A 25,322-nucleotide genomic window follows, 5' to 3' on the forward strand; every position below is an offset into this window, starting at 1 on the left:
GAAGGGCGGCCCGTGGCCGCCCTTTGTCGTTTCAGCCTCGGCCGCGCCGGCCGCGTTCGCGGCCTCCGCCGGCGGCTTCCTCGCCAGCGGTCTTGTTGCGGAAGGGACCGATCTTTTCCACGATGGTCTCGAGCGTCGGCCGGGGACCGGGGGTGTGGCTGTCCAGCGCGGCGCGCATCGCTTTCAGGTGCTCGCAGCTCGTGCCGCAGCAGCCGCCGATGATGCGCGCGCCGCCATCGCGGGCGAGGCGCACATATTCGGCCATCAGCTCCGGGGTGCCGGAATAGTGGATCTCCGATCCGCGGAATTCCGGGATGCCGCAATTGCCCTTCACCACGATGATGGCTTCGGGGTTGGCGGCGGTCATGTCGAGGAGGGTGGAGAGGATGTCGGATGCCCCGACGCCACAATTGGCGCCGACGGCAACGGGGCCTTCGCCCACATCGCCGGCCGGCTTCAGGATATCGCGGGGATGCAGGCCCATCATGGTCTTGCCGGCGGTGTCGAAGGACCCCGTGTAGACGTAGGGCATGCCCACCTTCGTCGCGGCTTCGGCGGCTGCGCGGATTTCATCCGCCGAGGACATCGTCTCGATCCAGGCAACATCGGCACCGCCGGCCTTGAGGCCTTCGATCTGCTCGACAAAGGCATCGACCGCATCTTCGTAGCTCAGCGCGCCAAGCGGAATGAGGAGTTCGCCGGTCGGGCCCACCGAGCCGCCGACGATCACCGGGCGACCAGCCTTGTCGGCGACTTCGCGAGCAATTTCGGCCGCCCGCTTGTTCAGCGCAAAGACACGGTCCGCAGCGTGGTGCAGCTTGAGCCGATGGCGGGTGCCGCCGAAGGAATTCGTGAGGATGATGTCTGCGCCCGCATCCACGAAGTCCTGATGCAGCTTGGCGATCCGCTCCGGATGGCTCTCGAGCCACAATTCGGGGGCTTCGCCCGCTTCGAGGCCCATGGCAAAGAGATTGGTGCCCGTCGCGCCATCGGCGAGCAGCACTCCCTTCTTGGCCAGCAGGTCTGTCAGGGCGTTCTGTGCGGTGGTCATGGGCGCGTTCCTCGTTGCAACACATAGAATGATATAAAGATATCTTTATATGAACCCGAATACGGATTTTGACAAGCGATTTCTGCCGGGCAAGCAAAAACCCCGCCTTTCGGGCGGGGTTTCCTAGTTTGCGGAGTACCGGGGGATCAGGCCGTTTTCTGCTGGCGCTTTGCCAGAACGTCGGTGAGCCAGTCGGTACGCATTTCCGGAACGGAGGCCAGCAGGTTCTCTGTGTAGGGGTGGAAGGGCGGATTGAAGATCTGCGCCGTCGGCCCCTGTGCGATGATCTCGCCGCGCAGCATCACCGCCGTGCGGTGGGCGATGCGGCGGACGATGCCGAGATCGTGGGTGATGAAGAGGTAGGAGAGGCCGAGCTCGTCCTGCAGCTTCTTCAGCAGCTTCAGGATTTCGTCCGCCACCAGCTGGTCGAGGGCCGAGGTCGGCTCGTCGCAGATGATCAGCTCCGGGTTGGCCGCCAGCGCACGGGCAATCGCGATGCGCTGCTTCTGGCCGCCGGAAAGGGCGGTCGACAGGCGACCGGCATAATCGACCGGCAGGCCCACCTGGGTGAGAAGCTCGGCGACTCGTTCCTTCGTCTTGGCCGGCGACATGCCGAAATAGAACTGGGCAGGACGGCCGATGATCTCGCCGATCGTCTGGCGCGGATTGAGCGCCACGTCCGGCAGCTGGTAGATCAGCTGGATGCGCTGCAGATCCTCGCGGGACCGGTGCTTGTAGTTCGGCGCAAGCTCCTTGCCCTTGAAGGTGACCGTGCCCGAGGTGCGGGCGAGAAGACCGGTGATCATGCGCGCCATGGAGCTCTTGCCGGAGCCCGATTCGCCGACCACGGCAACCGTTTCACCTTTCGCAACGGCGATGGAGACGCCCTTGATCACCTCGAAGCTGCCGTAGGAGGCGCGGACATCCTTCACTTCGAGGAGGGGCTCGTTGTGCTCGACCTTGACGTCTTCGGCGATATGGTCGGCGGCCTTGCGCTCGGAGACGAGGGCGGCCGTGTAGGCCTCCTTCGGCTGCTGGAGGATCTGCTCGGTGGTGCCGAGCTCGACCATCTTGCCGTGACGCAGCACCATGATCCGGTCGGAAATCTGCGCCACCACGGCGAGATCGTGGGTGATGTAGAGCGCGGCGGTGTTGTATTCCTTCACCACCTTCTTGAAGAGCGCGAGCACCTCGATCTGCGTCGTCACGTCGAGCGCGGTGGTCGGCTCGTCGAAGACCAGGATGTCGGGGCGGCAGGAGATGGCCATGGCCGCCATGGCGCGCTGAAGCTGACCGCCCGAGACCTGGTGCGGATAGCGGTCGCCGAAGGTCTGCGGATTGGGCAGGCCGAGCGAGGTGAACAGCTCGATCGCCCACTTGCGGGCTTCGTCCTTGCTCATCAGCCCGTGCTGGATCGGCATTTCGCAGACCTGATCCATGATGGTGTGCGACGGGTTGAAGGAGGCGGCCGCGCTCTGGGCGATGTAGGCGATGCGCTTGCCGCGCATGTCGCGGCGGCCTTCCGCGTCCTGCTTGCGGATGTCGGTGCCGTTGATCAGCACCTCGCCGCCGGTGATGCGGCAGCCGGCGCGGGCATAGGACATGGCGGAAAGGCCGATGGTGGACTTGCCGGCCCCGGATTCACCGATCAGGCCAAGCACCTCGCCCTTCTTCAGTTCCAGCGAGACATTGTCCACCAGAACCAGGCCACTGACGGACTCCACGCGGAGATTGTTTATCTTCAGGACGTGTTCGGTCATGGCTTACATCTCCGCCGAGGCGCCGGACGGACGCGCATTGATGGACAGGATCCAGTCGACGATCAGGTTGACGCCGATGGTCATGAGGGCGATCGCCATGGCCGGCCAGAGCGGTGCGGGCAGGCCGAAGGAGATGGCCTTGCCGCTGTCGCGCACCATGCCGCCCCAGTCTGCCAGCGGCGGCTGGATGCCGAGGCCGAGGAAGGAGAGGCCGGCGACGAACAGGAAGTTGAAGCAGAAACGCAGGCCGAATTCCGAGATCATCGGCGGAAGCGCGTTCGGCAGGATCTCCTTGCGCATCACCCACCACAGGCCTTCGCCGCGCAGCTTCGCCACTTCGACATATTCCAGGACCGCGATGTTCATCGAGACCGCGCGGGCCAGACGGAAGACGCGGGTCGAGTCGAGGATGGCGATGGTCATGATCAGCGTCGGAATGGAGGAGCCAAACATCGAAAGAACGATCAGCGCGAAGACCAGCAGCGGGATCGACAGCATGATGTCGACGAAGCGCGACAGGATCTGGTCGATCACAGGTCCCCCGACCACAGCCATGAGACCGGCGATGGTGCCGATGGTGAAGGACAGGATCGTCGTCACCAGGGCCACGCCGATGGTGGTGCGTGCGCCGTAGATGATGCGGCTGAGGATGTCGCGGCCGATGTTGTCGTTGCCGAGCCAGAATTCCGCCGAGCTGCGGCCGAAGGTCCGGCCGACCGTTTCCGCCTCGCCATAGGGCGCGATCCAGGGGGCGAAGATCGCCAGGACCAGGAAGAAGGTGACGATGAAGATGCCGACCCAGGCCGACAGAGTGGGTTTGTAGCCAAAGATTTTCATTATCAATGTCCCGTGTTCCGCTTGCGCAGGCGCGGATTGACCAGAATGCCGAGGATGTCGGCGATCGTGTTCAGGATGATGAAGGCGCTGGCGAAGACGAGGCCGCAGGCCTGGACGACCGGAAGGTCGCGCTTCGTCACGCCGTCAACCATGTATTGCCCCATGCCCGGATAGACGAAGACCACCTCGATCACGACCACGCCGACGATCAGGTAGGCGAGGTTGAGCGCGATGACGGCGATGATCGGAGCGGCGGCATTCGGCAGCGCATGGCGCATGATCACGCGCGCCCGCGGCAGTCCCTTGAGGAAGGCCATCTCGATATAGGGCTGGGACATGATCGCGAGCACCGACGAGCGGGTCATGCGCAGCATGTGCGCCGTGACCAGCAGGGTGAGCGTGATCGCGGGGAGGGCGGTGACGTAGAGCTTCGTCGAGAAGGCCATGTCGGGGAAGACGGTGGCCAGCGACGGGAACCAGCGATGCTTCACCGCGAAGTAGAGGATCAGCACATAGGCGATGAAGAATTCCGGCACGGAAATCGTGGCGAGCGAGACGATGTTGGCGACGCGATCGATCCACTTGCCTTCGTTGATGGCGGCCAGGATGCCGAGGCCGACGGAGACGGGCACGGCGATCAGCGCGGCAAAGCCCGCGAGGAACATGGTGTTGCCGAAGCGCGGCGCAATCGATTCGAGAATGTCACGCTTGTTGGTCAGCGAAACCCCGAGGTCGCCCTGAAGCACGCCCGTGAACCACTCGAGGTAGCGGATGTAGGCGGGCCGGTCGAGGCCGAGTTCGAGGCGGAAGGCCGCAAGCGTTTCCGGCGTCGCGCCCTGGCCGAGAACGGCACTGGCCACGTCGCCCGGGAGCATTTCGGTCGCGGCGAAGATCAGGATGCTGATGGCAAACAGGGTCAATAAACCAAGGACGACCCTGGTTATGAGCAAACGGAACATGCAGTCGTCCCCAGTCAATTTGCGATGATCGTGGCCGCTGCTGCAGGGCATAATGGCCCGACACTGTCACGCAGAGGCACTGTCATTACCACTCAAGGAAAGGAACCAGGCCGCTTCCGGCCTGATTCCATCTCGTTTCAGGCCGCTATCAGGCGAACCATGCCTTTTCTGCGAGGCGCTGGTCGGCCAGGTCGTAGCGGGCATGCGGCGTGACGCCGGCGATCTTCGGCGAGTAGCCGTCGAGGTAGTCGGAGATGGCGAAGCAGATCATGCCGCCGTCGTCCGAGATCATTTCCTGGGCCTTGAAATAGAGCTCCTTGCGCTTCGCGTTGTCGAGCTCGATGCGGGCTTCCGAGATGATCTTGTCGAATTCGGGCTTGCGCCAGTCGCTGTCGTTCCAGTCCGAAGCCGAACCGTAGACCTGCGAGAGCGTGGCGTCTGCCGACATGCGGCGGCCCCAGTACACGGCGCAGAAGGGAACCTTCAGCCAGACGTTATCCCAGTAGCCGTCACCGGATACCTTGGTCACGGTCAGGTCGATGCCGGCCTTCTTCAGCGACTCCTGGTAGATGGAGGCGCAGTCAACCGCCGAGCTCCATGCACCTTCCGAGGTCTGGAGTTCGACCTTGCCGGAGATGCCGGCCTTCTTGAAGTGGAAGGCGGCCTTGTCCGGATCGTACGGACGCTGCGGCAGGTTGGTGTTGTAGAAGGGGTTGAGGGCGTCGAGCGTGTGGTCGTTGCCCGGAACGGCGTAGCCGCTGAACACCGACTGGATGATCTGGTCGCGGTCGATGCCGTACTTCAGGGCGGTGCGCAGGTCCTTGTTGGTGAAGGGGTCCATGGTCACGCGCGACACGAAGCAGTAGCGGTTGCCGGTGCCCTTGGTGCGGACGACCTTGACGTTCTCGTCCTGCATCAGCAGGTCGACGGTGCGGGCGTCGAGGCGGTTGATCGCATGGACTTCACCCGACTGAAGGGCGGCCGTACGGGCAGCTGCATCCTGGATGTAGCGGATTTCGACGGTGTCGAAGTTGCCGCGGTTGGCCTTCCAGTAGTCGCCGCGGTTCTTGAACACGATGCGCACGCCCGGCTCGAAGCTTTCCAGCGTGTAGGCACCGGTGCCGATCGGCTTGGACCAGTCGTTGAAGTCCTTCGGAACGACGACGAGGTGGTAGTCGCCCAGGATGACCGGGAAGTCGGCGTTGCCTTCCTTCAGGGTCATGGAAATCTGGGTCGGGGACAGGGCCTTGATCTCGGTGATCGGCTCGAGGATGCCCTTGGCCGGAGACTTGGTGTCTTCGCCGCGGTGCAGGCCGATCGAGTAGATGATGTCTTCCGCGTCGAGTTCCTTGCCGTTCGAGAACTTGATGCCCTTGCGAACGTTGAAGACCCACTCGGCGGCGCCGGGCTTTGCTTCCCAGCTTTCGAAGAGTTCCGGGGTCGGGTTGCCGGCATCGTCGAACTCGACGAGGCAGTTCATGACGGCCAGCGAGGCGGCGATCATGATGGAGTCAGCATAGGTGCGCGGATCGTAGCTGTCGGAGGCGGAGCCGCCTTCCATGCCGATGACGAGGGCGCCGCCCTTCTTGGCGTCTTCGGCCTTGGCTACCTTGCTGAACAGGGTGCCGGCGGCCGGGATGGCGATGCCGAGCGCGGCTGCGAACTGCACGAATTCGCGGCGGGACATCTTGCCAGTGGCGGCGAGCGCCTCGGCCATCTTCAGCTTGTGTTCAAATTCGGTCATTAAAAAGTTCTCCTTCTGGTGGTTAATTTTTCACCGGGACATCGTCCAGGCGAATACCGGTACGGTCAGTCCGGAAATTCGAGTCCTTCGTCAGGGGTGCGTCCGCAGCGATGCGGCCGCGCCGGGAGGCAAGCCCCGGCCGGGTCATTTCGTCGGTGGAGTTGGAGAATGGGCGAAGCCACGCACCGGCGCGCCAAAGCGGGCACGCTGCAACGAACGGGTTCGAGGTTATCGCATTCATACCAGAAAGACCCCCCAGTCTGACATATCGACACCGTGTCCGGACTGGTTTCCCGTCTTGGTGCGGGCTCGACCGGGTCTTGACACGAGAGCGGAACGATCTGTTTCCAAATGGAAACTTATCACTCCCTTGCGACATTCTTGTTTATCGGTAGCAGTGGAACCCTGTCAGCTGCCGCCTCTTATCGATCGCATGAGGCCTAGCGTAAGGCTTCCCACGCAGAAATCAACTGTTTAACGTGAGCATATATTCACATGGGCTTCATCATGCCCACAAACGCGGCGCAAACGGCAAAATGCGACTCTCGCATTGCGTGTGGTTAACAACAATTTTCCACAAGAAGATGCCGGCTCCGCGCCGCGGACAATTCCGTGAGAAAAATTCAAATGAGTATAAGACCTTTTGTATTCTGATCGCGTCACCTCCGGGGGCTCAGAAAAAATTCCGCCTTCCGCCATGTTTTTTTCAAAATTTTTCGTCGGCAAGCCTGCGCTAACCATCCGGTAACAATGTGCCGCTACATCTTCCCCTGCAGCGAGCAATACGCTGCCCTCCCGGATCAGGTACTGCGTACCGGGTGGTTGCGGGTTCTGCTGCGTAATGGCGGAACGCCGGCGTTTTCAGGCAAACCGTGCTGCGGACCGTTCGTCCGGGCACGGTTTTCGCGTTTCCGGACCCGGCCCGATGGCGCGGGCGCGACAGGCCGCCGTCTTGATTCGTGATAGCCTTTTCCTCTACTGGCGCACGGACAGGAAACGAGGCGAGGACGATGGCAAAGAGCATCATGCTGCAGGGAACCGGCTCTGATGTCGGAAAGACGGTGCTCGTCGCGGGGCTGTGCCGCATCGCTGCCAACCGGGGCCTCAGGGTGCGGCCCTTCAAGCCGCAGAACATGTCCAACAATGCCGCCGTCTCCGACGATGGAGGCGAGATCGGGCGGGCGCAATGGCTGCAGGCCTGGGCCTCGCGGGTACCGTCGTCGGTTCACATGAATCCGGTCCTTCTCAAGCCGCAGTCGGAGACCGGCAGCCAGATCATCGTCCAGGGCAAGGTCTGGGGGCAGGCGAAGGGACGGGACTACCAGCGTCTCAAGCCGCAGCTGATGGAGGCGGTTCTCGACAGTTTTTCGCTGATCGGAGCGGACTCCGACCTGGTGATCGTGGAGGGCGCGGGCTCTCCGGCGGAAATCAATCTCCGTGCCGGCGACATCGCCAACATGGGCTTTGCGACGCGCGCGGGTGTGCCGGTGGTGCTGGTCGGCGACATCGACCGGGGCGGAGTGATTGCTTCGCTGGTCGGGACCCATGCGATTCTGCCGCCCGAAGACCGGGGCATGATCACCGGATACCTCATCAACAAGTTCCGCGGCGACGTCACGCTCTTCGATGACGGACTGAAGGCCATCAAGGGCTTCACGGGCTGGCCCTGCTTCGGCGTCGTGCCCTGGCTGAAGGCGGCCGCGCGGCTGCCGGCGGAAGATTCGGTCGTGCTGGAGCGGCTCGCCCGTCCGGAGGGCAGGGCGCTCAAGGTGGCCGTTCCGGTCCTCTCCCGCATCGCCAACTTCGACGATCTCGATCCGCTGCGCAACGAGCCGGAAGTGGATCTCGTCTTCGTGCGCCCCGGCGAACCGCTGCCCGCGGATGCGGGGCTGGTGGTGCTGCCGGGCTCCAAGTCCACGATCGGCGACCTGATGGACCTGAGGGCGCAGGGCTGGGACTGCGATCTCGCCCGGCACGTGAAGCGGGGCGGACGGGTGATCGGCATTTGCGGCGGCTTCCAGATGCTCGGGCGTGTCGTTCGCGATCCGCTTGCCATCGAGGGTGGCGTGACCGAGGCCGAAGGGCTCGGCCTCCTCGATGTGGAAACAGAAATGGCGCCGGAAAAGACCGTCCGCAACAGCCTGGCCTGGTCGCTGGAGCACGACGTACCACTGGAGGGCTACGAGATCCATCTCGGCGTGACGACGGGTGGCGACTGTGCCCGCCCGCCGGTGCGGATCGGCAACCGTCCGGATGGCGCGCTCTCCGCGGATGGGCGGGTCATGGGAACCTATCTGCACGGCATTTTCGGCAACGATGCCTATCGGCGCGGGCTCCTGCGGACCCTGGGCATCGAGGGCGACCGGCAGTCTTATCGGGAAAGCGTGGACAGGGCGCTGGACGAGCTGGCCGCGGAACTGGAAGCGCTCCTCGACCGTCGCTGGCTCGAAAGCCTGCTCGCAGCGTGAGTGTGCCGGGTCGGTTTGGCCCTGTTGCGACATCTGCCGCCGCGGCCGCGATTGACTCAGGGGCGTCAAAAACTTAAAAATCGTCAGATACGGATGGTTTCCGGTGAGCCAAGGTCTTGCCGGAAAGAAATAGGGAATGCGCAGAGTGGACCCAATGAGGGCACTCGTATCGCAGCCGACCCCGCGACTGTAGAGTGGCGAGGGTGTTCCGTCCGGCAGGGAACTGAAGCCGTGACTGTTTCGCGTGGTGCGAACGGCGGTCCGAAAGCCCCTGACGGAAAAGCCACTGGGTGGCATGGGATACAACAGGGGCCGGACGCCTCACGTCTACGAATCGTCCACCTCATTCCATGCCGCAACACCCGGGAAGGCGAGGAAGACCCGCTGGTGCCATGGCACCGCACCCACGAGCCAGGAGACCTGCCAACCGTGTGGACCGATGGTCCTGACCCTGGGGGAGGATGCCCCCGACTGCCAGCACGGAGGTTGTCATGGCACAGACTGTAACGACGACGAAAACCCTTTCCCTCAACGACCGCCTCGTCGCAGGCGTTCTCGCCCTTGTCCTCGGATCGTTCCTGATCTTCGGCGTGGGCCTGGCGCATTCGGCTGCCCTGCACGACACCGCGCATGACACCCGTCATTCGCTGGGTTTCCCCTGCCACTGAGGACCGGGGGACAGGCACAATGATTGTCAGGCATCTGCTGGCCGCCATGGTGGCCGGGCTGATGGCTGGTATCATCATGACGGTCGTTCAGCAGGCGCGGGTTGTCCCGCTCATCCTGCAGGCGGAGGAATACGAGGGGGCGCCTGCGTCCCCGGGCGATGCGCATCAGCATGGCGCATCGCTTCCTTCCTCGTCCATCGGCTCCCTGGTGGCCCAGTTTTCGCCCATCTCGCCCGCAATGGCGCATGAACATGAGGGCGAGGAGGAAAGCAATGTCCTCTTCGGTCTCGATCGCCTAACCTCCACCCTCGGTGCGAACATCGTTGCCGGCGGCGGTTTCGCGCTCCTGGTGGCGGCGCTGAGCCTCCTGCTCGGTGCCCCCGTGACGGCGGCCAATGGCTGGATCTGGGGCGCGTGCGGCTGGCTTGCCGTCCAGTTCCTGCCGGCCATGGGGCTCCCGCCCGAGCTTCCGGGCTTTCCCGCCGCCGATCTGGCGGCCCGGCAGGGCTGGTGGATGGCGACGGTGCTTGCCTCCGCCATCGGCCTCGGGCTGATCGCCTTCAGGCGGGAGTTGCCGTTCCGGCTTCTCGGCCTGCTGGTCATCCTTGCGCCGCACGTGTGGGGCGCGCCACCGGCTCCGTCCATCGAAACGGCGGTTCCGGCGGTGATCGCATCCGAGTTTGCCGTTGCGGCGCTGGGCTCGGCGCTCGTTATGTGGCTATCGCTCGGGGTCATTCTCGGCTATCTGAACGACCGGTTTGAAAAGGCTGCCTGATGACGACAATGTCCACCGGTGCCGTCCTGGTGCTGGGCGGCGCGCGTTCCGGAAAATCGCGCTTCGCGGAAGGCCTCGTGCTCGGCACGGGGCTTTCCCGCCATTATCTCGCCACGGGCCGCGCCTGGGATGACGAGATGCAGGCCCGCATCGACAAGCACCGCGAGGATCGCGGTCCGCTGTGGAACACGATCGAGGAGCCGCTGGACATCGTATCGACGCTGGAGGTGATCGACGGGCCCGCCAATGTCGTTCTGGTCGATTGCCTGACGCTCTGGGTGACCAACCTGATGATGGACGAGGGCCGCGACCTGCGGGCCGAATTCGAACGCCTGAAGGCCCATGCGGCCACGGCGCGGGCGCGGATCGTCTTCGTTTCCAACGAGGTCGGCCTCGGGATCGTGCCGGAAAACCGCATGGCGCGCGAATTCCGCGACCATGCCGGGCGGCTGCATCAGATGATCGCCGAAGTGGCGAACGAAGTCTATTTTGTCGCGGCAGGCCTGCCGCTGAAGATGAAGGGTTGAACCGATGTTCAAGGAAAAGATCCCCGCAACCGTGATCACCGGTTTTCTCGGTGCGGGCAAGACCACGATGATCCGCAACCTGCTGACCGACACCGGCGGCAAGAAGATCGCGCTGATCATCAACGAATTCGGTGATCTCGGCGTGGACGGCGAGGTGCTGAAGGGCTGCGGTGCGGAAAACTGCACCGAGGACGACATCATCGAGCTCACCAATGGCTGCATCTGCTGCACCGTGGCGGACGATTTCGTGCCGACCATGATGAAGCTTCTGGAACGCGAGAGCCGCCCGGATCATATCGTCATTGAAACCTCGGGCCTTGCGCTGCCGCAGCCGCTGGTCGCCGCCTTCAACTGGCCTGAGATCCGCACCCAGGTGACGGTCGATGGCGTCGTGACCGTGGTGGACAGCGCCGCCGTTGCCGCCGGCCGCTTTGCCGACGATCACGACAAGGTGGACGCTATGCGCGCCGAGGACGAGGGCCTCGACCACGAAAGCCCGCTGGAAGAGCTTTTCGAGGATCAGCTGACCTGCGCCGACCTGATCGTGCTGAACAAGACCGATCTTCTCGACGCGGACGGCCTTGCCACGGTGCGCAGCGAAGTGACGTCCCGTATTGCCCGCAAGCCCGCGATGATCGAGGCACGGAACGGCTCGGTTCCGGCCTCCGTGCTCCTCGGCCTCGGCATCGGCACCGAAGCGGACATCGAGAACCGCAAGTCCCATCACGAGCTGGAGCACGAGGCCCTGCACGAGGAGGGCGTCGAGCATCACCACGATCACGACCACGACGAATTCGAAAGCTTCGTGGCCGAACTGGGCCCGGTTGCCGATCCGGCGAGCTTCGTCGAGAAGCTGAAGGGCATCATCGCCGAGCATGACATCCTGCGCCTCAAGGGCTTTGCCGATGTGCCCGGCAAGCCGATGCGCCTCGTCATCCAGGCGGTGGGCAGCCGCATCGACCATTACTTCGACCGTGCCTGGGCGCCCGGCGAAACCCGCGCCACGCGCCTCGTCGTCATCGGCCTGCATGACGAGATGGACGACGACGCGATCCGCGCGGCGCTCAAGGCGCTCTGATCCCATGCATCTGCTGCTCGCACAGAAAGGCACCATTTCCGACGGCGACGAGGCCATCGACCTCGGCCAGTCGCCGGCGGATATCCTGTTCCTGTCGGCAGCGGATACGGAGCTTGCCGCCGTCGCTTCCGCCAAGCGCCAGCTCGACAATGGGTTGACGCTGCGTGTGGCGAGCCTGATCTCGCTCAAACACCCCATGTCGGTCGATACCTATGTGGAGCGCACGGCGCGGCACGCGAAACTGATCGTCGTGCGGCCGCTCGGCGGGGCAAGCTATTTCCAGTATGCGCTGGAGGCGCTTCATGCCGCCGCCAACCGGCATGGCGCGAAGATCGCCGTCATTCCGGGCGATTCGAAGCCCGATCCGGGTCTCGTTCCCTATTCCAACATCGGCGTCGATGATCTGAACGCCCTCTGGTCCTACCTGATCGAGGGCGGTGACGAGAACACGCGCGCCTTCCTCAGCTATGCGTCGGCGATGCTGACGGGCGGGGAAAAGCCGGGGCCTGCCGTTCCGCTCGCAAAGGCCGGCATCTGGTGGCCGGGCGAGGGCGTCATCAAGGTGTCCCGCTGGCTCGAAAAGGTCGGCCCCAGCCAGGAGGCGAAGGGCACGGTTGCGATCTCCTTCTACCGCGCCCTCGTTCAGAGCGGCGAGACGAAGCCCGTCGAGGCGATGATCGAGGCGCTGGCGGCCGAGGGGCTCCGCGCGCTTCCCGTCTTCGCCTACAGCCTCAAGGATGCCGATTGCATCGGCACGCTGAAATCGCTCTTCGCCAAGGCCGTGCCGGAGGTGGTGATCAATGCCACCGCCTTTGCGGTTTCCGCGCCCGGCGCGAACCGCAAGCCGACGGTGCTGGAATCGCAGGGGTCCGTCGTATTGCAGGCGATCTTTTCCGCCTCGTCCCGGGAGGCATGGGATGCCTCGGCGCAGGGGCTCTCCGCCCGCGATCTCGGCATGAATGTCTCGCTGCCGGAAGTGGACGGGCGCGTGCTTTCCCGCGCCGTCTCCTTCAAGGCCGCCAAGCGCTATGACGATCTGGTCGAGGCCAATATCGTGACCTCCGAACCGGATGCCAACCGCATGGGCTGGGTGGCGAAGCTCGCCGCCAACTGGGCGCGGCTCCGACGTCTTCCGGCAGGCAAGCGCCACGTGGCGATTGTCATGGCCAATTATCCGAACCGCGACGGTCGCCTCGGCAACGGTGTCGGTCTCGATACGCCCGCCGGAACGGTGGAAGTGCTGAACGCCATGCGGGAGGCGGGCTATGATGTGTCCGCCTATCCGGACAATGGGGATGCGCTGATCGCGTATCTGATGCAGGGGCCGACCAACGGAGCGCCGGGGCGGGAAGCGCTGTTCCTCTCCCAGGATGCACCCCCCTCTGTCCTGCCGGACATCTCCCCCTCATCCGGAGCAGCGTCGCTGCCCGTGTGGGGGGAGATCGACCCGCAGCGGTCCGTTCACTCGCCCTCTACAGTCCCATCCCTGGGTAAGGGTGAAGGGGACGAAGGTGCCCGCGGCAATTCGATCTCCCCCCTTGAGGGGGAGATGCCCGGCAGGGCAGAGGGGGGTATGCCGGCCACGATCGCCGCCCCCTCACGCATCATCCGCGAAACCCTTTCCCTGAGTCACTACAAGGACTTCCTCGCCACTCTTCCCGTTCAGATTCAGGATGAAGTGACGGCCCGCTGGGGTGCGCCGGAGAAGGATCCCTTCTTCATCGACGGCGTCTTCGCCCTGCCGCTCGCGCGGTTCGGCAAGGTCGCGATCGGCATCCAGCCGGCGCGTGGCTACAATATCGATCCCAAGGAAAGCTACCATTCGCCGGACCTCGTGCCGCCGCATGGCTATCTCGCTTTCTATGCCTTTCTCCGCCGCGAATTCGGTGCGGATGCGATCATCCACATGGGCAAGCATGGCAACATGGAATGGCTGCCGGGCAAATCGCTGGCGCTCTCCGAGACCTGCTATCCGGAAGCCGTTTTCGGGCCGACGCCGCATCTCTATCCCTTCATCGTCAACGACCCCGGCGAGGGCACGCAGGCCAAGCGCCGGGCGGCGGCCGTCATCATCGGCCATCTCACCCCGCCGCTGACGCGCGCCGAAAGCTATGGTCCGCTGAAGGACCTCGAAGCCCTGGTCGACGAATATTACGAGGCGTCCGGCGGCGATCCGCGCCGAATCCGGCTGCTGCGCAAGCAGATCCTCGATCTCGTCAGCGACATCGGCCTCGACAAGGACGCCGGCATCGAAAAGGGCGAGGCGGAAGACAGCGCGCTCCAGAAGCTCGATGCCTATCTCTGCGATCTCAAGGAAATGCAGATCCGCGACGGCCTGCACATCTTCGGCGTCTCGCCCTCCGGGCGCATGCTGACAGACCTGACCGTTGCACTCGCCCGCGTGCCGCGCGGGCTCGGCGAGGGCCGGGACCAGAGCCTGCAGCGGGCAATTGCCATGGATCTTGATCTTGCCCGTGCCGCCCCCTCATCCGGCCCTTCGGGCCACCTTCTCCCCGGTGGGGAGAAGAGGGAGCAAGACGCCCATCCACATCCGATCTCCCCCCTTGCGGGGGAGATGCCCGGCAGGGCAGAGGGGGGTATGCCCGCCGTGGGTGCCGCATTCGACCCCCTCGACTGCACCATGTCCGACCCCTGGCACGGTCCGCGCCCCGAAATCCTGCAAAACGTTGCGGACGCCCCCTGGCGCACCGCCGGAGATACGGTGGAGCGGATCGAGCTTCTGGCGTCCGCCCTCGTTTCCGGCGAGATTGCCTGCCCGGCGAACTGGGACGCCACCCGTCTTGTGATGCAGGAAATCGACGAACGGCTGCGGCCGGCCGTCGTCGCCTCCGGCCCTGCCGAGATCGAGGGACTGATGGCGGGTCTCGACGGGCGCTTCGTGCCCCCGGGAGCCTCCGGCGCGCCGACCCGTGGCCGCCCCGACGTGCTGCCGACAGGCCGCAACTTCTATTCCGTCGACAGCCGCGCGGTGCCCACGCCCGCTGCCTACGAACTCGGCAAGAAGAGCGCGGAACTGCTGATCACCCGCTACGTGCAGGATCACGGAGAATGGCCGGTCAGTTTTGGGCTGACCGCCTGGGGCACCTCGAACATGCGCACCGGCGGCGACGACATTGCCCAAGCACTCGCGCTGATCGGCGTCAAGCCGCTCTGGGACATGACCTCCCGGCGCGTGACCGGCTACGAGATCATCCCGCCCGCCATGCTGCGGCGTCCGCGCGTGGACGTGACGTTGCGTATCTCCGGCTTTTTCCGCGATGCCTTCCCGGAGCAGATCGCGCTGTTCGACAAGGCGATCCGGGCCGTCGGCCTGCTGGATGAGGACGATCAGGACAACCCCATCGCCGCGCGGATGCGCAAGGAAACCGCGCGTCTCGTCGCCGAAGGGCTGGACGTGAAATCGGCCGGCCGCCGGGCGGGCTACCGCGTGTTCGGTTCCAAGCCCGGAGCCTACGGCGCGGGCCTTCAGGCGCTGATCGACGAGAAGGGCTGGGAAAGCCGGGCCGATCTTGCCGAAGCCTATCTGGTCTGGGGCTCCTATGCCTACGGCGCCGATGAAGAAGGGCAGGCGGAGCGCGGCCTCTTCGAGGAACGGCTGAAATCCGTGCAGGCGGTGATCCAGAACCAGGACAACCGCGAGCACGATATTCTCGACAGCGACGATTACTACCAGTTCCAGGGCGGCCTTTCCGCTGCCGTGGAGCAGCTGACAGGCGCACGCCCGACGCTCTACCACAACGACCATTCGCGCCCGGAAAAGCCGGTGATCCGCTCGCTGGAGGAAGAGATCGGCCGGGTGGTGCGCGGGCGCGCCGCCAACCCCAAATGGATCGCCGGTGCCATGCGCCACGGCTACAAGGGCGCGTTCGAAATCGCCGCGACGGTGGACTTCCTCTTCGCCTATGCCGCGACGACGGGTGCCGTCGAGCCGCATCATTTCGAAAGCCTCTACCAGGCCTATCTGATGGACGAGGTGGTTCGGGATTTCATGGCTGAGAAGAACCCGGAGGCGCTGAAGGAAATGGCGGAGAAATTCACAGAGGCCATGGATCGCGGCTTCTGGAACCCCCGTTCCAATTCCGCCCGCTTCGAACTGGAAACGCTCTCGCGCCGGGTTCGTCCCGCCGCCGAATGACGATTGCTTGCCTTTCCGCAAAGAGCGCCGTGGCGGCGCTTCCTAAGGAGAGGCATCGAGTGCCGCACCATGCGGCGGAGGAGACTGACGATGACCGAAGAGATCGAAGATACGTCCGGCATGACCGAGGCCGAGCTTGCCCGCCACGCGGAAAAGATGGCCAAGAAGAAGGCCGCCCGCGAAAAGATCATGGCCACCAAGACCGGCGAGAAGGGCCTGATCATCGTCCACACGGGCAAGGGCAAGGGCAAGTCTTCTGCCGCTTTCGGCATGATCTTCCGCCACATCGCGGCGAAGAAGAAATCGGCCGTCGTGCAGTTCATCAAGGGCGCCTGGGCGACCGGCGAGCGCGACCTCATCCAGGAACATTTCGCCGATCTCTGCGAATTCTACACGATGGGCGAGGGCTTTACCTGGGAAACCCAGGATCGCGCCCGAGACGTCGCGACCGCCGAAGCCGCCTGGGAAAAGGCCAAGGAGCTGATCCGCAACCCTGAAAATTCCATGGTCCTGCTCGACGAGATCAACATCGCGCTGCGCTATGATTATCTCGACGTGAACGAGGTGGTGCGTTTCCTTCAGGAGGAGAAGCCCTTCATGACCCACGTGGTGCTGACCGGCCGCAACGCCAAGGACGAACTGATCGAAATCGCCGATCTCGTGACCGAAATGGAGCTTATCAAGCACCCGTTCCGCTCGGGCATCAAGGGTCAGCTGGGCGTGGAGTTTTGAGGTTCAGAGAAGCTCGGGCAGGTCGCGGCGTGCGTCGATGATACGGATGACGATCACTTCCTTGTCCGGTGCCACGGTACCCGACTGTACCTCATACAGAATGATGTAAGGCGGTTCTGTGAGCATCCGGGCTGTTGCACCGATATCAGGGCGAGCCACCCCCAAAAGAGGGTGACGACGCAAGAGATCTATCCGGTCTCGTATACGGAGAACCGTCTGGCGCGCGGCCAGATCGTTTTTTCTGCCCAACCAGCGGTGAATATGGAACAGATCTTGGCGTTCGGCGGGTGACAGGACAACCTTTGTCACCTGTCGCGCTTTTCCTTCGCCAAATTCTCTTCTGCCTTTCGAAGGAATTCGTCGAAATCCAGCTCCTTGGGCGGACCACTGGCAACGCCCTCGTCCCAGAGGCGGCGTAGCGTTTCCACATCGTCGACAAGATCCATCGTCTTCTTTCGGGGTTCCGCCATAGGACACCTCGTTTCAGGGTTTTCTAAATCATAGGCTGGTGCGTGCGAATTGCAACCCCTATATGCCCAGCCAGATCCGCACCGGGTTTGCCGGGTCCAGCATCAGGCGGATGGCAAGGCCGAAACAGGTTACAAGCAGCAGCGGCTTGATGAGCTTCGCGCCGGAGCGCACGGCAAGGCGCGAGCCCGCCTGCGCGCCGAGAAACTGGCCGAGACCCATGATGAGCCCCGCCTTCCAGAGAATGACCCCGTTCAGGGTGAAGACCAGGAAGGCGCCGACGTTGGAGCCGAAATTCAGCATCTTCGTGTGGGCGGTGGCCTTCAGCACGCCGTAGCCGGCAAGCGCCACGAAGGCCAGCATGAAGAAGGAGCCCGTGCCGGGCCCGAAGACGCCGTCATAGAAGGCGATCAGCGGCACGGCCGTCAGGCCGAAGAGAAGGGGGGTGAAGCGGGCGTGCCGGTCCTCGTCCGATATTCTCGGCTTGAAGCCGAAATAGAGGCCGATGGCAATCAAAAGGAAGGGCATGATGGCCTTCAGAACCTCTCCGGGCACCACCGTCGCGAGCACCGCCCCCAGCCCTCCGCCAAGCACCGCCATCACGAACATGGGCAGCTGGGCGTGTACGTTCACGAGCCCCTTCCGGGCATAGGCGATCGTTGCCGAGGAAGAGCCGAAGAGCGATTGCAGCTTGTTGGTGCCGAGCGTCTGCAGCGGCGGAACGCCGGCGAGCAGCATGGCCGGTACGGTGATCAACCCGCCGCCTCCCGCAATGGAATCGATGAAGCCGGCAACGAAGGCTGCGGCAAAGAGGAATGCGAGGATGTGAGGGGCAAGATCGATCAAGAAGGACACTCGGCTGGCAGATGCGGATGAGGTTCCGGACCATGCCTCCGTTGCTCGCCTTTATCAATCGCGAAGCTCTCCTCTTGCCGGTTTCGCAGGTCCATAGCCGGTGGTATGCAGGAATAAATCGGGTGGAGAAGGACGTGCCGAATTCCATAGTCATCGGTCTCGGATGCCGGCGGGGCGCCTCGCCGACGGACATGCAGACCCATTTCGAAAGCACGCTCGCGGAGGCGGGCATCTCACGCGCGCAGATTTCCGCCCTTGGAACCCTTGCCGGCAAGGAAGAGGAGCCCGCGATCCGCAGCCTCGCCGATGGGCTGGAACTGGCCGTTTCCGTCTTCTCCGCCGCGAGCCTGGAAGAGGAAACGCCGAGGCTTCTGAACCCGTCCGACGTGGTGTTTCGCGAAACCGGTTGCCATGGCGTGGCGGAAGCCGCGGCGCTCGCGCTTGCCGGCGCAAACGGCCGGCTGATCGTCCCGAAGCGGGTGCTGAACGGTTGCACTCTCGCGATTGCGGAGCTCCCTCCGGGGCCAGCGCGTTGACAGGCGCAGTCCTCCGGCGTATTTTAGCAATGTATCCGTATGGTCATGCGACCTCCGCGGGCCTCGATGTTGCTAGCTAGGGGCCCGCATCTATTCAGGGAACCGGCCTGCCGTCTCGGTGCGGCAGGCCGTCCCTTTCATCGTTTCGCTCAGGCCTTCAGGGCCATCCGCGTGATCTGGCAGATCATCAGAACGATGATGACCGTATCCGCGTTGATCATGCTCCCTCCTTTCCGGCATCCGAGGATGGATTTTCGCGTGACCGTTGCTAGCCGCCATGCAAACCTCTTGCCGAAACCGCAAGGTGCGGCTTCCGAGCCAGCCACACCCCTTTCGAGGCGATACCGGCGATGCCGGAAACAGGATAATTCATAAAATCCGAAAATACGCAAATGAAAGAGGTGAGGCATTGCGATCTTCCGCTTGCCTCGTGGGCCGCCGTGGTTATCCTCTGCAACCATTCCGGCGGGCGCTCCCAAGGGGCAGGCCGGGCCAGAACAAGAAGAAGGATAAACATGGCTCACAAGGTTATTTTCGACACCGATCCGGGCGTGGACGATGCAATGGCGCTGCTTTTCCTGCATCGTCACCCGGATATCGATCTCGTCGGTGTCACGACCGTTTTCGGCAATGCATCGATCGAGACCACGACGCGCAATGCGTTGTTCCTCAAGCGCGAATGGGGTTTCGACGCACCGGTTGCGAAAGGGGCCGACGAAACCATCGACCCCTCCCGGCCGCATGCCGGCTGGCCGACCTTCATCCATGGCGATGACGGGCTCGGCAATATCGGCGTCCCCGATACCGTCGATGTACCGCTCGATCCGCGCCCTGCCTATCAGTTCATCATCGATACGGTTCGCGCCAATCCCCACGAGATCACGCTCGTTGCCGTCGGCCGTATGACCAACCTCGCGCTGGCGCTTCGGCATGCGCCGGATATCGCCCATCTCGTGAAGCAGGTGGTCATCATGGGCGGCGCCTTCGACGTGCCCGGCAACGTGACGCCGGCAGCCGAAGCCAATATCCATGGCGACCCGGAGGCGGCGGACATCGTCTTTGCCGCTCCGTGGAAGGTGGTCGCCGCCGGCCTGGACGTCACGACGAAAACCACGATGAGCCGGGGCTTTCTGGACGCGATGGCGGAAAAGGGCGGCGCGGACGTGGAGCTTCTGCGCCGCGTGTCCGATTTCTACATCAAGTTCTATTCCCACGCGGTCGATGACGGCATGCTCGTCCATGACAGCTGTGCCTGCGTCTATGTCGTGGCGCCGGGGCTGTTCACGGTCAGAAGCGGTGCGGTCCGGGTTGTGTGCGGCGGTCTGGCCGACGGCCAGACGATCCAGAAGCCCGACGGGATGAGCTTTGGCCCCAGCGAGTGGGACGGCAAGGTCTCGCAGCAGGTCATGGTGGGCGTCGATGCCGACAAGGTGCTCGCGCTGCTTGCCCGGACGCTCACCGCCTGACGCGATCGAGCGCCTCGCGCAGGGCGGCCAGTTCGTCGCCCAGCGGATAATGATGGTTGCCGATGAAGAGCCCGTTGCGGTCGATTTCGTCGGCAACCGCCAGCGATCCATGGATCGTGTGATCGAAATAGCGGACAACCTCGTTCTTCGCGAAGTTGCCGGCAACGATCGGGCGCACCTCGACGCCGCTCTGTGCCAGCGAGGCAAGAAGCGCGGGCCGCGTCAGGCCGCTTTCCCGCTCGATCACCATGCTGAAGCCGAACCAGCTGCTCTGGCCGATCTCCGTCTGCGGGCGGATGAAGGGATAATCCGATACGAGATCGAGAAAACGGGCGGCATTGGCGCGGCGCTCCCGGATGATCATCGGGAGCTTGCCGATCTGCTCCAGGCCGATGGCACCGCTCATTTCCAGTGGCCGGACATTGTAGCCCGGCAGCACGAAGCGGAAGGATTCCGTGAAACTGTCGTCGCTCTTCGGCGAGGTGACGCGGTTTTCCTTCGGCAGGTTCCGTGTCCAGCCATGGGCGCGCAGGCACAGGAGGATGTGATGGAGCTCCTCGTCATCCGTCACGATCATCCCGCCTTCCATGGTGGAGATGTGATGGCTGAAGAAGGCGCTGAAGCTGCCCATCGCGCCGAACGTACCGGCCTGCCGTCCAGCGAAAACCGCGCCCATGGATTCGCAATTGTCCTCGATCAGCGTGATCGGGCGTCCGCCAACGATGCTGCGGATGCGGGAGAAATCGTTGGGGTTGCCGAGAAGGTTCACGGCCATGATTGCCCGCGTCTCCGGCGTCAGGGCAGCCTCCAGGGCGGCAAGGTCGTAGTTCAGCGTGTCCGGATCGATGTCGACGAAACGGAGCTTCAGGCCATACTGGTACAGGGGAGAATAGGTCGTGCTCCAGGAAACGGCCGGCACGATCACCTCCGCCCCTGGCAGCAGCGGGTTTTCCTTGCGGTATCGAAGTGCCGCGACCATCAGCAGGTTGGCGGACGAACCGGAATTCACCATCACGCAGTAGCGGCTGCCGGTGTAATCGGCAAAGGCGCGTTCGAACTCGGCGACGCGGCCGTTCATGCTGTACATGCCGCTGTCGATCACGCGGTGGATGGCGGCAATTTCCGCCTCGTCCCAGGCGGAATTAGCGAGCGGATAGCGCATGGGCGTGGTCCGTCCTGAGGAAGTGCTGGTAGGTGAGGGCGATGCCATCGGCAAGCGAGGTGCGGGCGGTCCAGCCCCATCGGGCCGCGCGGGAGACATCGAGCAGCTTGCGCCGCATGCCGGATGGTTTCGAGAGGTCGTGCCGGAAGCCGCCGCCATAGCCGATGATGCCGGCGGCGATTTCGTAATGCTCGTTGATGCTGAAATCCTCTCCCGTGCCGATGTTCAGGATGTCTGGCAGACTGTCGAAACGCTCCACCGCCATGAGGATCGCCTCCGCCAGGTCGCCGGCATAGAGGAATTCGCGTCTTGCAAGGCCGTCGCCCCAGATCTCGACCTCGCTCCTGCCGCTTTCCCGCGCCTCGACCAGCTTGCGGATGATCGCCGGCACCAGATGAGAGCGGGCCGGATCGAAATTGTCGTGCGGTCCATAGAGGTTGGAGGGGATCAGCGTCTTGCAGGCAAAGCCCGGCTCCTCCTGCCCGAGATAGGCTCCGAGCCGCTGGATCGCGATCTTCGCCAGAGCATAGCCTTCGTTGGTCGGCTCCAGCGGGCCGGAGAGAATGCGGTCTTCCGTCAGCGCATGCGGGCTGTTGGCGGGATACATGCAGGAGCTGCCGAGATTGATGATGCGGCGGATGCCGGCTTCCCGCGCGGCGAGCAGCAGGTTTCGGCCCATGTCCCAGTTTTCGGTGAGAAAGGCGACTGGCGCGCGCATGTTGGCCTGGATGCCGCCAACACGCCCGGCGGCATGGATGATCGTGCACGGACGGTGCCGCGCGAGGTAGGCGCCGACCGCCCGCGCGTCGAGAAGATCGCATTCCGCCCGGGTCGGCGCGAGAAGGGCGATGCCGCGGCGGGCGCAGAGATCGCGGAGGTTCCGGCCCACCATTCCGGTGCCGCCGGTGAGCATCAGAACCGTCAAGACAGTCCTCCGTGGCGGATGCCAGCCGGCGCTTCGCCGTCGAGCGCCCGGCGCAGGGCGTCCAGCCGCTGCATGAGCGCTGCGGTACCTGCTGGGGCGAGCGACACCTTGGTCGACAGTCCCGCCAGGGCCGCATTGCGGAAGGCGAGGTCGAGATCGGCGGCCATCATTTCCTCGACCACTTCGGCAAAGGTGGTCCGGGGTGTCCAGCCGAGCTTCACGCGTGCTTTGGTGGCATCGCCGAGAAGTGTCTCCACTTCCGCCGGGCGATAGTAGGCCGGATCGACCCGGACGATCACCATGCCCGGAACCAGCTCGGGGAAGCGGCCGTCCGTTTCGGCGATGATGCCTTTCTCGTCGGTGCCTTGGCCCTGCCATTCGAGCCGCAGCCCCAGATGCGAGACCGCCAGATCGACGAAATCGCGCACGGAATGCTGGACACCCGTTGCGATGACGAAATCCTCGGGCTTCTCCTGCTGCAGCATCATCCACTGCATCTCGACATAGTCGCGGGCATGACCCCAGTCCCGGCGCGCGTCGAGATTGCCGAGATAGAGGCAATCCTGCCCACCGGCTGCCATCGCCGCCAGCGCCCGGGTGATCTTCCGGGTCACGAAAGTCTCGCCGCGCAAGGGGCTTTCGTGGTTGAAGAGGATGCCGTTGCAGGCATGGAGGCCATAGGCTTCCCGGTAATTGACCGTGATCCAGTAGGCATAGAGCTTGGCAACCGCGTAGGGACTGCGGGGATGAAAGGGGGTCTCCTCCGTCTGCGGCGTCTCCTTCACCAGCCCGTAAAGCTCGGATGTCGAGGCCTGATAGAAGCGGGTCTGCTTCTCCAGTCCGAGAATGCGGATCGCTTCCAGCAGCCGGAGCGTGCCGAGTGCGTCGGAATTGGCCGTGTATTCGGGCTGCTCGAAGGACACGCCCACGTGGCTCTGGGCCGCGAGATTGTAGATCTCGTCCGGCCTGACCTCGGCTATCACCCGGATAAGGCTGCTCGAATCGATCATGTCGCCGTGATGCAGGTAGAAGGGCAGGCCCGCCACATGTGGATCGTGAAAGAGGTGATCGATGCGGTCCGTGTTGAACAGCGAGGTGCGGCGCTTGAGGCCGTGCACCTCGTAGCCCTTGGCAAGCAGCAGTTCTGCCAGATAGGCCCCGTCCTGTCCCGTAACGCCGGTAATCAATGCGCGCTTCATCAGGCGGCGACCTCCGTGACCGGCAGCGCGCAGGCCAGCGCCGCGACGTCGATGTGTTCGGGCGGAAGACCCGAGCGGGCGCGGTCCGCCATCAGCTCGAAGGCCGTTTCCAGATTGCGGGCGAAGCGGGCGGGATCGAAGAGCGGGGATGTCAGGCGGCTTCGCGCCAGGCGCTCCCGCACCCCGCGGTAAAGAGCCTTGTCGGTGGCAAGCGTGCGGGCGATGGTGACATAGCCCGTCTCGTTGGCGGCTATCATGTCCGGCAGGCCGACCGCATGCAGCAGCCCCTCCGACATGCGCGAAGGCGCGGTCGTGCCGCGCATGGTGACGACCGGAACGCCGGCGCGCAGCATGTCCGTGGTGGTGGCGTGACCGTTGTAGGGCAGGGTATCGAGCGAGAGGTCCGCCAGCGCCACCCGATTGATGTGTTCCTGATAGCTGCGCGTCGCCGCGGCATAGATCACCCGGTCGGCGCCGATGCCCCGGGCCGCGAGGGCCGATATCAGATTGGCCCGCGCGATGGCCTCGTCGCAGCGGATCCACAGCACCGAATCCGGTGCCGATGCGAGGATTTCGCCCCACAGGTCGATGGTCTGCGGCGAGATCTTGAAGACGGCATTGAAGGAGGAAAAGACGAATTTCTCTTCCGGCAAGCCGTAGTCGGCGCGCTTGGCCGGCTGTGGAATGCAGGTCTCGAGTGCCGCATTGGGCATCGACGTGTCGGGAAGCAGGCAGAGCTTCTCGTTGTAAAAGGGCCGGCTGCTTTCCGGGGTGATGAAGGCATCGGTGATGGCGTAGTCGAGTTCGGCACCGGTCACGGCGGCGGGGTAGCCGAGATAGCTGACCTTCAGCGGCACATCGGCGAGATTGACGATGTCCAGGCGCGCGCCGGCCGTATGGCCCTTGAGATCGACGAGGATGTCGATTTCGCGGCGGCGGATGATGTCGAGCACTTCCACCGTCGGCTTGCCGTCGATCGGAACGATGCAATCGAGAAGTCTCTGGGGAAAGTTCAGCCTTTGCCAGCCGCGGGCCTCCGGCGGGCTGTGGCAAAGAAGGGTCAGGTCGATGCGGGCGGCATCATGCAGCTTCAGCACCTCGCTGAAGACCGCCATCACCGCGTGCTGGCGGAAATCGTCGGAGAGATAGGCGATCTTCAGCCGCCTGCCTGCGGGCGAAATCGGGCGGCGCGGGTGCCGGAGCAGCGAGAGCGCGTCGGTTGCCGCCAGAAGCACGTTGGAATCGTAGGAAGGCCGGGCGATGATGGCTTCCTTCCGGCACCAGAAGAGCCGGTTGAGCGCGACCTCGCCGCCCAGGAGCGCGTTGGCCAGCGGTGCATCGGGCGCTTCCATGATCCGCTCGTATTCGCGCATCGCGTCGAAGTCGAGAACCACGCGGGCCTCCGCGTAACGGGCAGCCTTCAGGTAGACGTCGTTCGGGCAGTCGACGACCCCCTGGCTCAGCGTCCGCCACAGCGCCTCGAGATCGCCCTTCTGGCGGTGATAGGCGCATTTCATCACCACATGCTGCGGATTTGCAGGATCGACGAGATCCAGCACCCGCTCGACGCCGGGCAGATCGTTTTCTGCCAGGCAGGCTTCGCCGATCTGGTGCATGACGGCCGCATCGCCGGCCAGGTGCATCAGGGCCTTGTCGGAGAGCAGCCGCACCTTGGCGCTTGCGCCGCAGGAGGCAAACAGCGTGATTGCCAGCTTCAGGTACTGTCCTGCCTTGTCGGGCGAGGTGGACGATTCGCGCAGGAAGGCGTCTCCCGCTTCCTCCTTGTGGCCGAGCTTGAAGCGGATGTTGCCGAGCAGGGCAAACCAGTTGGGCCCGCCCTCGGGCTGCAGGGTCAGCAGCGCGTCCATGTGCTCCAGAGCGCCGGCGAAATTGCCCTCGTTATAGGCATTCAGCGCATCGGCGAAGGTGGTGTTCAGGAAGGCAGCGTTCATGCTT

General features: G+C 64.0%; 22 protein-coding genes and 1 riboswitch. Of the genes, 9 read left to right on the forward strand and 13 right to left on the reverse strand.

Annotation, left to right across the window (positions count from 1 at the left end):
* Positions 1-31: 31 nt before the first annotated feature.
* From bmt to GGR23_RS20475, 5 genes are all read right to left on the reverse strand, one after another.
* Entirely contained in the window at positions 32-1,051 is a 1,020-nt protein-coding gene (gene bmt / locus GGR23_RS20455; RefSeq protein ID WP_183368210.1) for a betaine--homocysteine S-methyltransferase, read from the reverse strand.
* A 146-nt stretch (positions 1,052-1,197) separates the two neighbouring features.
* Positions 1,198-2,811 (reverse strand): ABC transporter ATP-binding protein, encoded by a 1,614-nt coding sequence (locus tag GGR23_RS20460; protein ID WP_183368211.1) that lies wholly within the window; start codon positions 2,809-2,811, stop codon positions 1,198-1,200.
* Positions 2,812-2,814: 3 nt separating this feature from the next.
* The gene (locus tag GGR23_RS20465; protein ID WP_183368212.1) at positions 2,815-3,648 is read right to left on the reverse strand and encodes an ABC transporter permease; all 834 of its coding nucleotides are present in this window, start codon (positions 3,646-3,648) and stop codon (positions 2,815-2,817) included.
* 2 nt (positions 3,649-3,650) lie between these two features.
* Complete coding sequence (locus GGR23_RS20470) at positions 3,651-4,607, reverse strand: ABC transporter permease (protein WP_183368213.1); 957 nt, start codon at positions 4,605-4,607, stop codon at positions 3,651-3,653.
* Between the two features lie 148 nt (positions 4,608-4,755).
* Entirely contained in the window at positions 4,756-6,351 is a 1,596-nt protein-coding gene (locus tag GGR23_RS20475) for an ABC transporter substrate-binding protein (protein ID WP_183368214.1), read from the reverse strand.
* A gap of 1,010 nt (positions 6,352-7,361) precedes the next feature.
* Between GGR23_RS20475 and GGR23_RS20480 the strand changes: the two genes are divergently transcribed.
* From GGR23_RS20480 to cobO, 7 genes are all read left to right on the forward strand, one after another.
* Positions 7,362-8,819 (forward strand): cobyric acid synthase, encoded by a 1,458-nt coding sequence (locus tag GGR23_RS20480; protein ID WP_183368215.1) that lies wholly within the window; start codon positions 7,362-7,364, stop codon positions 8,817-8,819.
* A gap of 77 nt (positions 8,820-8,896) precedes the next feature.
* A riboswitch (cobalamin riboswitch) is annotated at positions 8,897-9,261 on the forward strand.
* A 49-nt stretch (positions 9,262-9,310) separates the two neighbouring features.
* Positions 9,311-9,487, forward strand: coding sequence for a CbtB domain-containing protein (locus GGR23_RS20485; RefSeq protein WP_183368216.1), 177 nt, complete (start codon positions 9,311-9,313; stop codon positions 9,485-9,487).
* A 19-nt stretch (positions 9,488-9,506) separates the two neighbouring features.
* On the forward strand, positions 9,507-10,262 hold the full coding sequence (locus GGR23_RS20490) for a CbtA family protein (RefSeq protein WP_183368217.1): 756 nt from the start codon (positions 9,507-9,509) through the stop codon (positions 10,260-10,262).
* Positions 10,262-10,789, forward strand: a complete 528-nt coding sequence (gene cobU, locus GGR23_RS20495; protein ID WP_183368218.1) for a bifunctional adenosylcobinamide kinase/adenosylcobinamide-phosphate guanylyltransferase — start codon at positions 10,262-10,264, stop codon at positions 10,787-10,789. The genes GGR23_RS20490 and cobU overlap by 1 nt, the downstream gene beginning before the upstream one ends.
* A gap of 4 nt (positions 10,790-10,793) precedes the next feature.
* Positions 10,794-11,867 (forward strand): cobalamin biosynthesis protein CobW, encoded by a 1,074-nt coding sequence (cobW, locus tag GGR23_RS20500; RefSeq protein ID WP_183368219.1) that lies wholly within the window; start codon positions 10,794-10,796, stop codon positions 11,865-11,867.
* Between the two features lie 4 nt (positions 11,868-11,871).
* Positions 11,872-16,023, forward strand: a complete 4,152-nt coding sequence (gene cobN / locus GGR23_RS20505; protein WP_183368220.1) for a cobaltochelatase subunit CobN — start codon at positions 11,872-11,874, stop codon at positions 16,021-16,023.
* A 90-nt stretch (positions 16,024-16,113) separates the two neighbouring features.
* Positions 16,114-16,755, forward strand: a complete 642-nt coding sequence (gene cobO / locus GGR23_RS20510; protein ID WP_183368221.1) for a cob(I)yrinic acid a,c-diamide adenosyltransferase — start codon at positions 16,114-16,116, stop codon at positions 16,753-16,755.
* A gap of 3 nt (positions 16,756-16,758) precedes the next feature.
* On the opposite strand, the gene GGR23_RS20515 is transcribed toward cobO, so the two are convergent.
* Genes GGR23_RS20515 through GGR23_RS20525 form a run of 3 tightly spaced genes read right to left on the reverse strand, consistent with a single transcriptional unit; the run spans position 16,759 to position 18,069 of the window.
* The gene (locus GGR23_RS20515; RefSeq protein WP_183368222.1) at positions 16,759-17,064 is read right to left on the reverse strand and encodes a type II toxin-antitoxin system RelE/ParE family toxin; all 306 of its coding nucleotides are present in this window, start codon (positions 17,062-17,064) and stop codon (positions 16,759-16,761) included.
* On the reverse strand, positions 17,061-17,225 hold the full coding sequence (locus GGR23_RS20520; RefSeq protein ID WP_183368223.1) for a hypothetical protein: 165 nt from the start codon (positions 17,223-17,225) through the stop codon (positions 17,061-17,063). Before GGR23_RS20520 ends, GGR23_RS20515 begins: the two co-directional genes overlap by 4 nt.
* 58 nt (positions 17,226-17,283) lie before the next feature.
* On the reverse strand, positions 17,284-18,069 hold the full coding sequence (locus tag GGR23_RS20525) for a TSUP family transporter (protein WP_183368224.1): 786 nt from the start codon (positions 18,067-18,069) through the stop codon (positions 17,284-17,286).
* A gap of 143 nt (positions 18,070-18,212) precedes the next feature.
* Here GGR23_RS20525 and GGR23_RS20530 point away from each other — a divergent pair, with 143 nt between their 5' ends.
* Positions 18,213-18,614, forward strand: a complete 402-nt coding sequence (locus tag GGR23_RS20530) for a cobalamin biosynthesis protein (protein WP_183368225.1) — start codon at positions 18,213-18,215, stop codon at positions 18,612-18,614.
* A gap of 149 nt (positions 18,615-18,763) precedes the next feature.
* On the opposite strand, the gene GGR23_RS20535 is transcribed toward GGR23_RS20530, so the two are convergent.
* The gene (locus tag GGR23_RS20535) at positions 18,764-19,075 is read right to left on the reverse strand and encodes a hypothetical protein (protein ID WP_183368226.1); all 312 of its coding nucleotides are present in this window, start codon (positions 19,073-19,075) and stop codon (positions 18,764-18,766) included.
* A gap of 54 nt (positions 19,076-19,129) precedes the next feature.
* Between GGR23_RS20535 and GGR23_RS20540 the strand changes: the two genes are divergently transcribed.
* Positions 19,130-20,080 carry a nucleoside hydrolase gene (locus GGR23_RS20540; RefSeq protein WP_183368227.1) on the forward strand — a complete coding sequence of 317 codons (951 nt, stop codon included), beginning with the start codon at positions 19,130-19,132 and terminating at the stop codon, positions 20,078-20,080.
* On the opposite strand, the gene GGR23_RS20545 is transcribed toward GGR23_RS20540, so the two are convergent.
* The 4 genes from GGR23_RS20545 to GGR23_RS20560 are packed head-to-tail and all read right to left on the reverse strand — an operon-like array spanning position 20,070 to position 25,318.
* On the reverse strand, positions 20,070-21,242 hold the full coding sequence (locus GGR23_RS20545; protein ID WP_183368228.1) for a DegT/DnrJ/EryC1/StrS family aminotransferase: 1,173 nt from the start codon (positions 21,240-21,242) through the stop codon (positions 20,070-20,072). The genes GGR23_RS20540 and GGR23_RS20545 overlap by 11 nt on opposite strands.
* Positions 21,223-22,167, reverse strand: coding sequence for an NAD-dependent epimerase/dehydratase family protein (locus GGR23_RS20550; protein ID WP_210297037.1), 945 nt, complete (start codon positions 22,165-22,167; stop codon positions 21,223-21,225). The genes GGR23_RS20545 and GGR23_RS20550 overlap by 20 nt, the downstream gene beginning before the upstream one ends.
* Positions 22,164-23,366 (reverse strand): GDP-mannose 4,6-dehydratase, encoded by a 1,203-nt coding sequence (gene gmd, locus GGR23_RS20555; RefSeq protein ID WP_210297038.1) that lies wholly within the window; start codon positions 23,364-23,366, stop codon positions 22,164-22,166. The genes GGR23_RS20550 and gmd overlap by 4 nt, the downstream gene beginning before the upstream one ends.
* Positions 23,366-25,318, reverse strand: coding sequence for an O-linked N-acetylglucosamine transferase, SPINDLY family protein (locus tag GGR23_RS20560; RefSeq protein WP_210297039.1), 1,953 nt, complete (start codon positions 25,316-25,318; stop codon positions 23,366-23,368). The genes gmd and GGR23_RS20560 overlap by 1 nt, the downstream gene beginning before the upstream one ends.
* Positions 25,319-25,322: the final 4 nt, after the last annotated feature.

The sequence above is a fragment of the Gellertiella hungarica genome, from assembly GCF_014197145.1.
In the GTDB taxonomy this organism is placed as follows: domain Bacteria; phylum Pseudomonadota; class Alphaproteobacteria; order Rhizobiales; family Rhizobiaceae; genus Gellertiella; species Gellertiella hungarica.